Source organism: Dyadobacter psychrophilus (assembly GCF_900167945.1).
GTDB lineage: Bacteria > Bacteroidota > Bacteroidia > Cytophagales > Spirosomataceae > Dyadobacter > Dyadobacter psychrophilus.
On the sequence record NZ_FUZA01000002.1, the window covers coordinates 696,785 to 710,882 of the forward strand.

The 14,098-nt window shown below is 46.6% G+C and carries 10 protein-coding genes; 7 read left to right on the plus strand and 3 right to left on the minus strand.

All coding sequences use genetic code 11. From position 1 onward, the window contains the following. The first annotated feature begins 51 nt into the window (after window positions 1-51). From B5X68_RS10015 to B5X68_RS10030, 4 genes are all read left to right on the plus strand, one after another. On the plus strand, window positions 52-3,261 hold the full coding sequence (locus B5X68_RS10015) for a SusC/RagA family TonB-linked outer membrane protein (RefSeq protein ID WP_082214545.1): 3,210 nt from the start codon (window positions 52-54) through the stop codon (window positions 3,259-3,261). Window positions 3,262-3,295: 34 nt separating this feature from the next. Continuing rightward, entirely contained in the window at window positions 3,296-4,921 is a 1,626-nt protein-coding gene (locus B5X68_RS10020) for a RagB/SusD family nutrient uptake outer membrane protein (RefSeq protein ID WP_082214546.1), read from the plus strand. Window positions 4,922-4,940: 19 nt separating this feature from the next. Further along, window positions 4,941-6,107 (plus strand): glycan-binding surface protein, encoded by a 1,167-nt coding sequence (locus tag B5X68_RS10025; protein WP_082214547.1) that lies wholly within the window; start codon window positions 4,941-4,943, stop codon window positions 6,105-6,107. A 144-nt stretch (window positions 6,108-6,251) separates the two neighbouring features. Continuing rightward, window positions 6,252-8,609 carry a TIM-barrel domain-containing protein gene (locus B5X68_RS10030; RefSeq protein ID WP_229208355.1) on the plus strand — a complete coding sequence of 786 codons (2,358 nt, stop codon included), beginning with the start codon at window positions 6,252-6,254 and terminating at the stop codon, window positions 8,607-8,609. Here B5X68_RS10030 and B5X68_RS10035 read toward each other — a convergent pair. Then, on the minus strand, window positions 8,569-9,441 hold the full coding sequence (locus tag B5X68_RS10035; protein WP_082215300.1) for a 3-keto-disaccharide hydrolase: 873 nt from the start codon (window positions 9,439-9,441) through the stop codon (window positions 8,569-8,571). The genes B5X68_RS10030 and B5X68_RS10035 overlap by 41 nt on opposite strands. Window positions 9,442-9,560: 119 nt before the next feature. Here B5X68_RS10035 and B5X68_RS10040 point away from each other — a divergent pair, with 119 nt between their 5' ends. Further along, window positions 9,561-10,388: a helix-turn-helix domain-containing protein gene (locus B5X68_RS10040; RefSeq protein WP_082214549.1), complete on the plus strand. Its 828-nt coding sequence runs from the start codon at window positions 9,561-9,563 to the stop codon at window positions 10,386-10,388. A 50-nt stretch (window positions 10,389-10,438) separates the two neighbouring features. Here the strand turns inward: B5X68_RS10040 and B5X68_RS10045 are convergent, their stop codons facing one another. Further along, window positions 10,439-11,083, minus strand: coding sequence for a hypothetical protein (locus B5X68_RS10045; RefSeq protein WP_082214550.1), 645 nt, complete (start codon window positions 11,081-11,083; stop codon window positions 10,439-10,441). A gap of 229 nt (window positions 11,084-11,312) precedes the next feature. Between B5X68_RS10045 and B5X68_RS10050 the strand changes: the two genes are divergently transcribed. Continuing rightward, the gene (locus tag B5X68_RS10050) at window positions 11,313-11,897 is read left to right on the plus strand and encodes a DUF4142 domain-containing protein (protein ID WP_082214551.1); all 585 of its coding nucleotides are present in this window, start codon (window positions 11,313-11,315) and stop codon (window positions 11,895-11,897) included. Between the two features lie 76 nt (window positions 11,898-11,973). Here B5X68_RS10050 and B5X68_RS10055 read toward each other — a convergent pair whose 3' ends face one another. Further along, on the minus strand, window positions 11,974-13,023 hold the full coding sequence (locus B5X68_RS10055; RefSeq protein ID WP_082214552.1) for a PDDEXK nuclease domain-containing protein: 1,050 nt from the start codon (window positions 13,021-13,023) through the stop codon (window positions 11,974-11,976). 278 nt (window positions 13,024-13,301) lie between these two features. On the opposite strand from B5X68_RS10055, the gene B5X68_RS10060 reads away from it, so the two are divergent. Continuing rightward, entirely contained in the window at window positions 13,302-14,063 is a 762-nt protein-coding gene (locus B5X68_RS10060) for an SDR family NAD(P)-dependent oxidoreductase (protein WP_229208356.1), read from the plus strand. Window positions 14,064-14,098: the final 35 nt, after the last annotated feature.

Consider the following 14,098-nt stretch of genomic DNA (forward strand, 5'->3'; position numbering starts at 1 on the left):
AAAAATCTAAATCGGAGGTTAACAAATAGTCACTTTATAAAACCAAACAACATGCAACAAAATTTGTACGAAACAAGGCGGGTAAGTCAGTTCCTCGCCGGGTTGCTACGACCTCTTCTTTTAACATTGGGGATCATGGGCGCCGGGCTGGGTGTCTTTGCGCAGGGCGATGCGAAAAAAACAGTAACCGGGACGGTGGTTTCTGCGGATGGAGACGACGGAATTCCAGGCGCAAGCGTGGTCGTGAAGGGAACCTCTAACGGAACAACTACGAATACTGCGGGGGAGTTTTCGATTGAGGCGGCTTCGGGAAATACACTGGTGATTTCCTTTATTGGCTATGTGACGCAGGAAATTCCAGTAGGAAACAAAACGAAAATCGATATCAGGTTGCAGGAAAACGTTGCTGCGCTGGACGAAGTGGTGGTGGTAGGATATGGCGAAATGAAGAAAACGGATGTATCCAGCTCACAGGTGACCGTTTCAGGAAAAGATCTCAGCAAAACCATTAATACTTCGCTTGAACAAGGTTTGCAAGGACGTGCGGCCAACGTAATGGTGCAGCAAAACTCGGGTCAGCCGGGAGCAGCGCCTTCGGTTTTGATACGCGGTCTGAGCTCGCTGACGGGCACGACGCAGCCATTATATGTGATCGACGGGGTGCAGATCAAGCCGGATAACATGAAGGATGATCCGAACAACCGTCCAACGGGTTTTTCCAACATTCTTTCGAGCATTAACCCGGACGACATTGAAACGATCAACGTTTTGCAAGGTCCTTCTGCTACAGCGATTTACGGTGCGGTGGGAGCGAACGGGGTTGTGATGATCACCACCAAACGCGGTAAGGCGGGCGAAGCGAAAATTACTTTCAACTCGCTGCTAACATTACAATCGGAGCCTAAGCACATTGATGTGATGAACCTGCGTGAATATGCGCAGTTCCGGAACGAAGCGGCGGCTGTGGGAAGCACTGCTACGGAACCGCAATTTGCTGATCCATCGGTTTTGGGAGAAGGAACAAACTGGCAGAGCGCACTTTTCCGCCCGACTACATTGCAGAAATATTCTGTGGGGCTAAGCGGAGGCACGGAGAAATCGACTTATTATCTTTCAGGTGAATATTTTAATCAAAAAGGGATTGTAGAAGGTTCTGGTTTTAAGCGCTATAACGGTCGTTTGAACCTCGAAAACCAGACGCGTAACTGGCTGAAAATCGGTGCGAATCTGAGCGTTGGTATTACAGAAGAAAAGGTTAATACAAACAATGGAGGCATTATCCAGCTTGCATTGGACCAAAATCCAAGTGTGCCCGTAACCAATCCGGACGGAAGCTGGGGCGGACCTGTTTCCACGCAGTTCCAGTTTACAAACCCGGTGATGATCTCTAAAATCTACAACGATTACAACCGCCGGACGTCGATCCTGGGAAGTCTTTTCGCAGACGTAAAGCTGTTGAAAAACCTTACCTGGCACACAGAAGTGAACGGGAGTGCTGAGTTTTTGAAATATTACTCGTTCCACCCGTCTTATACAATCGGCGGATATGTGGTTTCGCAGGATGCAGCAACTTCGGTGCGTTCGGTGAACACCAATAACTGGTGGAGCTTGCACAGCCGTTTGACCTATGATCTGAAACTAGGCAAACACGACGTGAACATTATGGCTGGCCACGAGGCGCAGGCATTCACTTATGAGTCACTTACTGCTCAGCGCAAGAAGTTCATTACCAACACGATTGAAGAACTTTCAGGTGGCGATGCATCGGTTATTTCCAATGTTAGCAACAACAGTGGCAAAGGCGCAGGATCACGTGAATCGTATTTTGCACGTGTGAATTACAGCTTTATGGAGCGCTACATTGTGCAGGGAACTTACCGGATGGACGGTTCTTCGGCATTCCGTGATGGACGTCGCTGGGGCAACTTCCCGGCCGTTTCTGTTGCATGGCGCGTTTCGGAAGAGCCTTTCCTGAAAAGTGTCAGTGCTATCAACGATTTGAAACTAAGATTTGAGATCGGTCGCTCGGGTAACCAGGGAAGTGGCGGTAATGCCATTTATTCAACATTGCAAACCGTTCCGACGGGCTGGGGGACAGGATTCTTGGCTTCCAACTTTGCCAATGAATTCCTTACCTGGGAAAAAGATGACGTCCTTAACGGAGGTTTGGACCTGCACATGTTCAGCAACCGCGTAGAGCTGATCGTGGATGCTTATATCAAGAACATTACGAGCCTGATCACGGTGAACTCTTATCCATTTACTTACGGCGGTGACATTGCTTACTCACCGGGATATCTGAGCTGGCCGGCTGTAAATGCGGGTTCTATGAAAAACCGCGGTGTGGGCTTTACGCTGAACACGGTCAACATTGATAAAGGCGGATTTTACTGGAGAACGGGTGTGAACCTTTCATTCGACCGCAACAAAGTAACCTCGCTTTTGAACCCGATCACACCGATCTGGAATGCAACTTCGGTTGGTTTCAAAACGGAAGTGGGACAACCTGCGAGTATGCTTACGGGCTACGTGGCTGAGGGACTTTATCAGGATGCCAACGACATTAAGAACCACGCCATCCAGACTTCAAACAATGAATTAACCATCAACCCGCTGACAGGCAGCTGGGTAGGCGATACGAAATTCAAGGATCTGAACGGCGACGGCGTCATTGATGCAGAAGACCGCACCGTGATCGGTAATCCATGGCCGAAGTTCACATTGGGTTTCAATAACAATATGACCTACAAAAACTTCGAGCTGAATGCATTCCTGACCGGAAGTTTCAAGAATGATATCCTGAATTACCCACGTTACCGTGCAGAAGTACCGGGCAATGGTGGCGTATTTGGAAATCAGTGGAAATCGGTGGCCAACTATGCACGCCCGAGCAGCTATGCAGTCGGTGACGCAGAAACGGTGACGCTTACCAACCCAGGCCATGTGATCCCACGGATCGCACCGGGTGACCCGAATGGGAACAACCGGATGAGCACCAACTTCATTGAAGACGGCAGCTACGTGCGTTTGAAAAACATCACATTGAGCTACAACTTCCCAAAATCACTGATGAAAGATCTTTTCATCCGCGGTTTGAAGGCTTCGGTGGGTGCGCAAAACCTGTTTACCATCACCAAATACAAAGGATATGATCCTGAGATCGGAATGGTGAATTATGGCGGAACCGTGATGGCAGGTGTGGACACAGGCCGTTATCCATCGGTTCGTATGTATTCCTTCGGTTTGACAGCTGATTTCTAATCGATTCAATTTTAATTTCAAAAGAGCTTTTTATATGCAATTCAAAATCAAACTCTTAGCGGCTATCAGCGCAATGATGCTCATGCAGGGATGTGGCGAGGATTTCCTCGACCGCCCGCCGCTGGACGCACTTACTTCGGGTAATTTTTATAAAACCGATGCCGAAATCCTTGCCGGAACGGCGCCGCTTTACAACATTGTGTGGTTCGATTTCAATGATAAGGCCAATATGTCTTTTCAGGAAGCCCGCGCCGGAAACCTGAATTCCAATGACCGCACGGCTTATGTGAAGCATGCGATCCCGTCGACGGATGTGAACACGCTTTTGCCGGGTTATAAATCATTTTATAAAATTATCGCGCAAAGCAACAATGCTTACAAGGCGATAAAAGAAGCGACGGGGAGCACGGCTTCTGCTGCTGTAAAGTCGCAGGGACTGGGTGAATGCCGTTTCATGCGTGCAACCGCTTATTATTACTTGGTGACTAACTGGGGCGCTGTGCCGATCGTATATGACAACGTTGCGCAGCTGAACACGCCGCCGGTTCGTAACCGTGTTGAAGATGTTTGGAAACTGTTGATCCAGGATTACCGCTTTGCAGCAGAAAACCTACCATTAACAGCAGAACAAGGCCGTTTGACAAAATATTCAGCCGAAGGAATGCTGGCCAGAATGTATCTGATGCGCGCCGGTTTGAACCAGAATGGAACGCGTAACCAGTCTGATCTGGATAGTGCGAAGTTTTATGCAGAAGACGTGATCACCAAAAGCGGCCGGACCTTGGCTCCGACTTACGGGGAGCTTTTTGAAAGTGCCAATAACAACTCTTCCAAAAACAATCCGGAAAGCTTGTTTTCACTGCAATGGATGCCGGTTAGCAGTCCGTGGGGTGTTAACAATTCATTCCAGGCATATTTTGCATACGATGCCAACATTACCACAACGGGTGACGGCTGGGGCGCGGCGCAAGGTTTGTCGGCGGATTTAGTAAAATATTTTACCGAAAATCCAGCGGATTCACTGCGCAGAAAGTCAATCGCCATGTTTGATAGCGATGTTTATCCAAACATTCAAAAAGCAACCGGCGGTTTGAAATACAACAGGCCAGCAGCACTGTCGGCTATCAAGAAATACATTGTTGGCTCACCAGCAGATAATGGTGGTTTGGGTGGATTTATGGCTGCCAATATCAATTCCTATATGCTGCGTCTGGCAGAGGTTTACCTGATTTATGCAGATGCGGTTTTGGGAAATGCGGCTACAACCAATGATGCAAAAGCATTGGAATATTTCAATGCAGTGCGTAAACGAGCTGGCATGCCTGCTAAAACGTCGCTGACTTTCGAGGATATTTTCAAAGAAAGAAGAATTGAAACCGTGTTTGAGGGTAACTCCTGGAATGAGGTCGTTCGCTGGTATTATTTCAATCCTGCCAAAGCAATCGCTTACACGGCTGCACAACGCAGGGAAAACTATACAATGACTTATGTGCCTGGTTCTACCAATCCGAAAAAATACACGGTAACGTATTCGCCGGCTGAGTATTATCCGTTGTCGGAAAACACGCTTTACCTGCCATTTCCTGAGGGAGAGCTTGTCAATGCGCCTTCTTTGAAAAACGAACCGGTTCCGTTTGATTTCAGTAAACTAGTAGATTAACCCAAACTCTGACGACAAAATGAACTTCAAAAATATATATAACACAGCGCTGGGATTGTGTCTGGCGGCAGGAATGCTGCTTACGTTCCAGAGCTGTAATGAGGATGATGTGGACGGCGCACCGTCGATCACCAACGTCCGCCTGCTCGATCCTACCAAAGCCGACAGTTCGCTGAATGCAGCGGAACCCGGCACGCTGATCGTGATCCAGGGCCAGAACCTGGGCAGTGTGATGAAAGTGTATTTCAATGATTTCGAAGCGACATTCAATGCAGCATTGGGCAGCAACTCCAATCTGATCGTGACCATCCCAGCCAATGCGCCTACGAAGGCGGTGGATGCGGGCGTTTCCAACAAGATCAAGGTGCAAACCAAAGGTGGGGAAACGACTTATGATTTCGTATTATCGGCTCCGATGCCAGTTTTAACCGGATTGTACTCTGAGTTTGTAAAGCCTGGAGGCACGCTCGTGATTCAGGGTGATTATTTTTACAACATTAAATCCGTAAAAGTAGGCGCAACCAACTTGCAGATCCTGAGCACGACTGTAAAGCAGATCACGGCCAAAATGCCCGTTACTGCAATTTCAGATGTTGTTACAGTGGAAGGAGAGTTTGGCACAGTCAAAACAGCATTCAAAGTGAATGGTACGGAAGGGCATATGATCAATTTCGATGTTCCTGCAACAACCTGGGGTTCTGATGTGTGCTATGGAGCGGCTGCGATTTTGCCTGCAACCGATCCGGGTGCTATTTCAGGTAAATATTCAAGGATCAAACAAACCAAGTTGCCTGCAACCGGCTATGCCGATGCATGGGTTTTCGCCACTTGCAATTTTGATTTCAAGCTGGCGGCAGGACCGGCGGCGGAAAGACAATTCAAGTTCGAGCACAACATTGCAGAACCTTGGAAAGCGGGTAAATACGACATCACCATCACAGCAGGCGGCACGGAATACACTTATGCATTCCAGCCCTGGAATTCCACTGAATTTACGTCAACCGGTTATCAAACCACTGGTTGGAGAACTGCTGTCATCGAGCTTTCGGAGTTTAAAAGCGCAGCAGGCGGCACTATCGCTGACGTATCCAAAGTAAGCGATTTGAAAGTATCATTCGGCACGCCGGACGTTGCAATTGCGTCATTTAACGGGAGTGTTGACAATTTCCGGATTGTGAAAAAATAGCATGTCGGAAATTACATTATTCACTATGGACAGGGCGCCAGGCATTCGTTTGCCGGGCGCCCTGCTTATTTACTTACGGGCATTACATTGCATTCCATTATGGTTATCTTAATTAATTTACGAAAAGCATTTACCCTATTAATAATGCTTAGCCTGCTCTTCATCGGTTCTCAGGCCACTGCCCAGCAGAGCAAGCTCGTGAACGAACCTGTTGACATCAGCGGAGATTTCAGGGATTTTTCCAACACCTTGTTTTTTGCGGATAGTCTGGCTGCATTCGATCCTGCGACCGGCATTGGGAAAATCAAATGGAAGCGGCACGAGCCATTTTCTGCACATAATTTTGATAACTCCATGCTGAGCTATAAGCGGTCTTATAGCAACGAATTTCCTTCCATTGAATACGCTCAGGATCCTGTTTTGCCGTTTTCGGTTGAATTTACTTCGCCTCGTACAGTCCGCATCCGCGCGAATACGGGTGCTCAGGGTGCTGCCGGAGAGCCTTCTTTAATGCTTGTGAAGGAGCCTGTGAAGGATGATTCCTGGGAGTATAAAAAAATCAATGGTGGTCACGAATACACGAATGTCCACGGATCTGTTACGATTTATGAAAATCCGTGGAAGATATTAATTAGGGATGCGAATGGGAAGGTGCTTACACAAACGCGGGGTCAGGCGGATGGGAGATCTTCCTACACGCCGACTTTGCCGTTCTCATTTGTTCGCCGCGCTTCGGATTACTCGCGGAGTGTTGCAGCGGTGTTTTCTATTTCGCCGGATGAGAAGATTTTTGGCTGCGGAGAGTCATTCACGAGGCTGGACAAGAATGGGCAAAAGGTGGTTCTGTGGACGCACGATCCGAATGGTGTTCAGACGCAAACCATGTACAAGCCCATTCCATTTTACATGAGTTCGCGGGGTTATGGCGTGTTTATGCACACAACTTCGCCGATTACATGCGATTTTGGGGCGACCTACGGAGAATCCAATGCCATGCAGATTGGCGACGAGAACCTGGACCTATTCGTGTTTTTGGGTCAACCGAAAGACATTTTAGATGAATACACAAACCTGACCGGAAAAGCGTCCATGCCGCCGCTATGGTCATTTGGTTTGTGGATGAGCCGTATAACCTACTTTTCAGAACAAGATGGGCGTAATGTTGCCGCCAAACTGCGCGAAAACCGCATTCCTTCCGACGTGATACATTTTGATACGGGCTGGTTTGAAACCGACTGGCGTTGTGACTACAACTTCGCGCCAAGTCGTTTTAAAAATCCGGAAGGCATGATCGCCGATCTTAAAAAACAGGGTTTCCGCACGTCGCTGTGGCAGTTGCCTTATTTTGTTCCAAAAAACACATTGTATCCGGAGATTGTGGGCAAAGGCCTGGCCGTGAAGAATGCAAACGGGACCATTCCATATGAAGATGCTGTGCTTGATTTTTCCAATCCCAACACAATCAAATGGTATGAAGATAAAATCTCCGGACTACTGAAACTGGGTGTGGGCGCGATTAAAGTTGATTTCGGTGAAGCAGCGCCACTGTCCGGCGTATATGCGTCCGGTCGTACGGGCTTTTATGAGCATAACCTTTATCCATTGCGTTACAACAAGATCGTTTCGGAACTGACAAAAAAATTGACCGGTGACAACATTATCTGGGCAAGGAGCACCTGGGCAGGAAGTCAGCGTTATCCGATTCATTGGGGCGGCGATGCCGAGACAACGAATAAGGGAATGGAAGCGCAACTCCGTGGCGGATTGTCACTTGGACTTTCCGGTTTTACATTTTGGAGCCATGATATAGGCGGTTTTACCATGAAAACGCCGGAAGATCTTTATCGCCGATGGTTGCTCATGGGCCTGCTCAGCTCCCACACACGCACGCACGGACAAGCGCCCAAAGAACCATGGGAATACGGGGAAGACTTTCAAAATTATTTCCGAAAAGCGGTTGAGCTGAAATACAAGCTCATGCCCTACATCTACACCCAGTCCAAACTTGCGTCTGAAAAAGGGCTTCCAATGGTGCGCGCATTGCTGGTTGAATTCCCGGACGATCCGGGCGCGTGGATGGTGGATAATGAATATATGTTGGGATCGGACATTCTGGTTGCCCCATTTTTTGAAAACACCAAAAGCCGGCAGGTGTATTTGCCAAAGGGAAAATGGGTAGATTACCAAACACGCAAAGTGTATGAAGGCGGCTGGCATGATATCGCCGCTGGCGAGCTGGAAGTGGTCATGTTAGTTCGCGAAGGAGTTGTGTTGCCGCACGTAAAAGTGGCGCAGTCTACGGATCAGATTGATTGGAAAAATATTGAACTGGTCGGTTTTAGTGTGAATAGTGCGAGCACGACGATGAAGCTTTTCCTACCAGGCGAAAGCCAGGTGAAGGATGTTTTGGTTGTTAAGAAAGGCAGGAAACTGGTGATGAGCAGGGGCGTTAACTTTTCACTTACAAAAAATACTTTTGATACTGGGCGGGCAGCGCGCTGAGCTGTTTGATGCGCACGTCGCGATAAAAAACTTCGGCGGCTTCGCTTTGCAGCTGGATCTTGCCGCTGGTCATCGGCACTTCTTCGCCGCCGGGTTTAATGTAACGTGAGTTTTTCAAAACCATCACCACATGCCCGTTTACAATATGCAGACTTTGTCCCTCAAAACAGATTAATTCCAATGTATTCCATTCATTATCCGGTTTTTCAAAGTTGCCGGAGCGCATACAGAAATAATCACTTCCTGATTTGAATGTACCAAAAGGCTGGCTTTCATCAGCGACGCGGTTCATCACACCTTCCGATGGAAATGAGCGGATATCAATTGCGGAGCTGGCCTGGCACCAGTAATCCCCCATATGCCCCTCCATGATCTGGAATTCCTGCGACATCATCCACGTACGCCAGTATTCGGCGCCCGCTTCGCCGGTGGAATGATACAAAATACCTGAGTCGCGTAGTTTTGTTTTTCGGGGTTCGTATTTGTTTGCTCCCCATTTGACCTGTAATCTGAGGTGATAGTTTTTGTAAGATTGTTTGGTAAAAACGCATCCGTAAGTCTCTCCGCTAATGCGTAAAACCGGGCCGCCCGGCTCGTCGAGCATTTTAAAAACCTGACCCTTGTCCTTGTTATATCCAACGGGCGCTATTTCCTTACCGGCCGCGTCCGTTGGTATTTTTCCATTATAGTTGTCTTTATGTTTATAGCTGAGATAATTCTCCCATTGACTCAGGTCCTTATCCAGAAGCACGACCCATTCTTCCTTATTTTGCATGGAAGGCAGTATACAAATGCTCAATAATGCAGCCAAAAGTAAAATTGTCAATCTCATATGCGATTCAGATTTAAAGTGCCGTATTCTGTTTTCTTTTACAAAAATAGGAATGAGGAAACACCGGCTTTTGTATAAATCCATCATCTGTCGGTAGATTTACATTAAGATCTTATTTCATGAAAAGATATATACTTCACGAGCCGTTCAGCATTTATCATTTTGAGGCCGATGTGTGGCAGCATTCCGTGCACAAGCACACGTATTTTGAGATCATTTTTATTTTAAATGGGAGTGGGGTGCACCATATCAACGGACATGCTTACGCATATGCAAGCGACGATGTGTTCCTGCTGGGGCCAGAGGATTTCCACCATTTTGAGATCAGCGAGACCACAGAATTCTGTTTTGTGCGCTTCAATGAGTCTGTTGAAAAGCAGCAGCAGGAAGCGGCCTGGCAGCCGATCATCAGGACATTGCTCAGCACTTCATCGCAAAGTTCAAATTCCATTGTGACTGATAAGCAGGAAAAACAAAAGTTGCGGCATTTGCTGGCTGTACTGGAGGCGGAATGCGCGAATGAAAAATCTGCTTATTTTGACATGGTGCGCGATAGCATTTTGCGGAGTATGCTGCTGGTTCTTGCGCGGAACCTTTTCAACCATTCGCCGGCCGATGATGCCCGAAAATATTCTGTGGAGGCAATTTTAATGTACATTCGTCAGCACATTTTCCAACCCGAAAGTCTTACGATAGGGCATCTGGCGATGCGATTCAATTATGCACCGGCTTACATCAGCTTGTTTTTCAAAAGGCACACCGGCGAATCGCTCAAACAGTACATTATCAGGTATAAAGTCAGGATTATCGAATCGCGGTTGCTTTACAGTAAGCATACACTGACGGAAATAGCGGACGAATTCGGGTACACCGATGAGAGCCACCTTTGCAAACAATTTCGCAAATACACCGGCATTTCACCCGCATTATTCCGTCAGCGCGGGTAGATATCAGATCTAGCATTCGATATCGGACTTCTACTCGTAAGCCTTTCTATTTAAAATACCACAATGCCTCTTTCCCAGGACGCGCTGTCCGGATGTCTGTAAAAGATGTACATTGGTTTCATCACGATGGTGTAATCATCAAAAATCCAGGTCATACTCTGGTCTGCTCCGGCTTTCGCAGCCTCGAAGTCATAATTGTAATGAAAGCGGCTGGTGTCGAGGTAGGCACTTTTTCCCGGAGGCACGAGGCGGAATGCTTCATCTGATCCCGAAGAAGTAATTACTACGGTCTTTTTGGTGTCGTCCCAGTTAAACGTCATGCTGGTGGGTCTCGAAAACTTCATATTTGTGCCAAAAGCACGTGCAGGAGGCGCAAATGGTGAGTTTGTCCAGACAGAACCGCTGTAAAAGTTTACATAACCCACATCTTTCGACCCACTGCCAGCCCAGAATGTCACATAAACAGCGTCACGGTATAAAATCATAAGTGAATCTGCGAGCACGTTGATGGTGTCTTGGCCAACAACCCGGTAAGCTTTCGATATGTAAAAAGGTACCGTACCGAGTTGACTGTAAAACTTTTCTTTATCAAACTCTTCTGCGGTCACTTCCTCTTTTTCGACAGTTTCATCGGTGCAGGAGCTGGCAAAAAGCGCAAAGGACAAAATCAGTGCGGAGAATAACAGTTTCTTCATGGAAAGATTAGTTTAGAAATTGGCTTCATCGCCTTAAACACAGACAAATAAACTCGTCAATAGCGTTGCACATTTTTTATAAATGTTTAGCAAAAAACGGAATTCTATGGAGCTCATTGGATTTAGGGGAATAACTTACGCCAACAGGTACGCTTTTTGATACATTTTCGAGCTGTGCCGGAATTATCCGGCATCATGAATTTTATCACCACTTAAACAATGAATACCAATGAAAATTGCATCAACATTCTTAACACTCGCAACCGTAGCCATGTTATGGAGCTGCGGGTCGAAATCGACTGAAACAACTGACACAACTGAGTTTGCCGACAGTACCAATGAGGCATTAGACGACAGCGCTTCCACTGATTCGGCATCCGCAGTCGCCGACGACGACGCCGAGTTTGCAGTAGAAGCCGCAAATGGCGGAATGGCAGAAGTGGCATTGAGCAAAATCGCCGAAGAAAAAGCCACGGATCCGAAAGTGAAAGCATTTGCAAAACAAATGGTGACAGACCATTCAAAAGCGAATGATGAGTTGAAAACACTGGCATCGAGCAAAAATATCACATTGCCTTCGGCGCCAAATGAAGAAAAACAAAAGGCAGCAGCTGACCTGGGTGGCAAAAGCGGCAGCGATTTTGACAAAGCATACATATCGCAGATGAAAAAAGATCATGATAAGACAGTGAAACTTTTTGAAGATGCGCAGAAAGAAGTAAAAGATGCAGAGTTAAAAGCTTTCATCGACAAGACCTTACCGGTGATCAAAGCGCATGCGGAACATGTAAAAAGTCTTGATAAAAGCAAATAAGGATAGGTGCCGGGTTCAACTCCCTGCATCTCCACAAAAATGCCGTTTCGGATTTCCGGAACGGCATTTTTGTGTTTCAAGTACCTGATTTCTGTGAAGATGTTAGCAATTGCGTTTCAATAGCTCGCTTCTCTCGCTCGATCTCCGCAATCAACTCGTCCTCTGTTGGCAGATAAAGCATGTACTTAGTAGCAAAGAGCTGCTTACTATCACTCAAAATACTATACTTTACAACAGTTTCATCTTTTTCAGTACAAAGAATGATTCCAATCGTGGGATTGTCATCATCTTGCTTTTTCAGATCATCGAACATGCGGATGTACATATCCATTTGCCCGGTATCCTGGTGTGTCAGCTTGCCCGTTTTTAAATCAAAGAGAACAAAGCATTTAAGAAGATAATTGTAAAAAACCAGATCAATGTAAAAATGACTTGTTTCCGTACCGATCCTGAATTGTCTTCCTACAAACGAAAATCCTTTTCCCAGTTCGAGTAAGAATTGTTGTAAATTTCCGATTAACGCTTTTTCAATATCTTGCTCCAATGCACTTATTGGTTCGGGAATATTCAAAAATTCAAAAACATAGGGATCTTTAATGAATTCATTTGCTGAGAGCATTTCAGATTTTTCATTATTTGTCAGATGAGTATTTTGCTTTTGAGACGAAAGCAATCGCTGATAGTAAGAGGAATTAATATTGCGCTCCAATGTTCGTGTGCTCCACATTTGATCAGCACACTCATTGAGGTAATAGGCCCTTGCTTCCGGACTTTCTATCCGCATTATCAATCGGTTATGGCTCCATGATAATTTGCTACACACCGCGTAGCAAATTGCCTCATCAGGGTAAGTAAGATAAAACTGCCTGAAATTTCTGATATTCGCATAGGAAAAGCCCTTGCCTAATTCGGTCGTGAGCGCAATGGAAAGTGTTTTTAGTATCGCCTCGCCATAAGCTGCTTTTTGCTCCCCATGCTGCTCTTCCTGCACTATACGCCTTCCCATTTTCCAGTAGGCAATTACCATTTCACTGTTTACTGCGCTATAAACTTTTTGCCGGGCTAGCTGCAAAATTTGCACAACATCTTTTATCAAAGACGTTGACGGAGCATCAAATTCATTCATAAGTGTTACGGCCTTCGTGAATCTGTGGGTTGGAGGTAGTATGTGCCATTCGGAAATGTTGTTTTGTTAAAAAAAGCAATTTATATAAATCCTCGGGGAAGTGCCCGGATATCTTACAGGCATTGCAATGTATCTTACCGGGCGGAGTTGTTGCGTACTGTTGCCGACGGTTGGTGCTTTTTAAAAACCCTCGTTCTGGCTACAAATCGGCTTGATTTGGCTACAACCTTGGCTTTGCGGAGCCCGAAATTTGCTTCCTCAAAACTTAAAAGTAAACAATGATGGAAGCACAGGAAAATAAAGTAGCATTGGTTACGGGTGCCAATCAGGGAGTAGGATTTCAGATTGCCAAGGCCCTCGCCGAGAATGGCTATATCGTTTATGTTGGGTCACGTAACTTACAAAATGGCTTAGATGCTGCCGAAAAGATCGGCTACAAAGCCAAGGCCATTCAAATAGATGTTACGGACAAGAATTCTGTTGAGAATGCTGCTGCAGCGGTTCAGCAAGACTTTGGCAAAATAGATTTGCTTGTGAACAATGCGGCCGTTTCGCATGCAGGAAGTCCGGGAAGGACTTTGGAAGAAATTATGGCCAGCAACCGTCCGAGCATTAGCTCCGTAGACGAAATGCGAACAGTATGGGAAACGAATGTTTTTGGCGTCGTAGTCGTCACGCAAATATTCTTGCCGCTGCTTCGGAAGGCCATGTCGCCACGTATCGTGAACGTATCCAGCGGGTTAGCCTCGCTTGCGCTGGCCCGCGATCCGGAAAATCCTTATGCCCCGCACTTTGAACTGATTTATGGTGCATCCAAAACAGCTCTGAATGCAGTGACCGTGGCCTTTGCTAATGAACTGGAAAAGAGCGGTATCAAGGTAAGTGCGGTGAGTCCCGGCTTTACAGCAACGGCCCTGAATAATTTTCAGGGAACGGATTCGGTGGAAGTAGGTTCTCTTGAGCCCATCCGGGTGGCCTTGGAAGAAGACGGACCAACGGCACTATTTACAGGACCTAATCAGGAGGTTTATCCCTGGTAAAAATATTTATTGTGAGAAATCGGATCTGTGGCGAT

Coding starts and splice junctions, on each gene's coding strand:
- B5X68_RS10015 (WP_082214545.1), top strand. CDS start 52: ATGCAACAAAATTTGTACGAAACAAGGCGGGTAAGTCAGTTCCTCGCC.
- B5X68_RS10020 (WP_082214546.1), top strand. CDS start 3,296: ATGCAATTCAAAATCAAACTCTTAGCGGCTATCAGCGCAATGATGCTC.
- B5X68_RS10025 (WP_082214547.1), top strand. CDS start 4,941: ATGAACTTCAAAAATATATATAACACAGCGCTGGGATTGTGTCTGGCG.
- B5X68_RS10030 (WP_229208355.1), top strand. CDS start 6,252: ATGCTTAGCCTGCTCTTCATCGGTTCTCAGGCCACTGCCCAGCAGAGC.
- B5X68_RS10035 (WP_082215300.1), bottom strand. CDS start 9,441: ATGAGATTGACAATTTTACTTTTGGCTGCATTATTGAGCATTTGTATA.
- B5X68_RS10040 (WP_082214549.1), top strand. CDS start 9,561: ATGAAAAGATATATACTTCACGAGCCGTTCAGCATTTATCATTTTGAG.
- B5X68_RS10045 (WP_082214550.1), bottom strand. CDS start 11,083: ATGAAGAAACTGTTATTCTCCGCACTGATTTTGTCCTTTGCGCTTTTT.
- B5X68_RS10050 (WP_082214551.1), top strand. CDS start 11,313: ATGAAAATTGCATCAACATTCTTAACACTCGCAACCGTAGCCATGTTA.
- B5X68_RS10055 (WP_082214552.1), bottom strand. CDS start 13,023: ATGAATGAATTTGATGCTCCGTCAACGTCTTTGATAAAAGATGTTGTG.
- B5X68_RS10060 (WP_229208356.1), top strand. CDS start 13,302: ATGATGGAAGCACAGGAAAATAAAGTAGCATTGGTTACGGGTGCCAAT.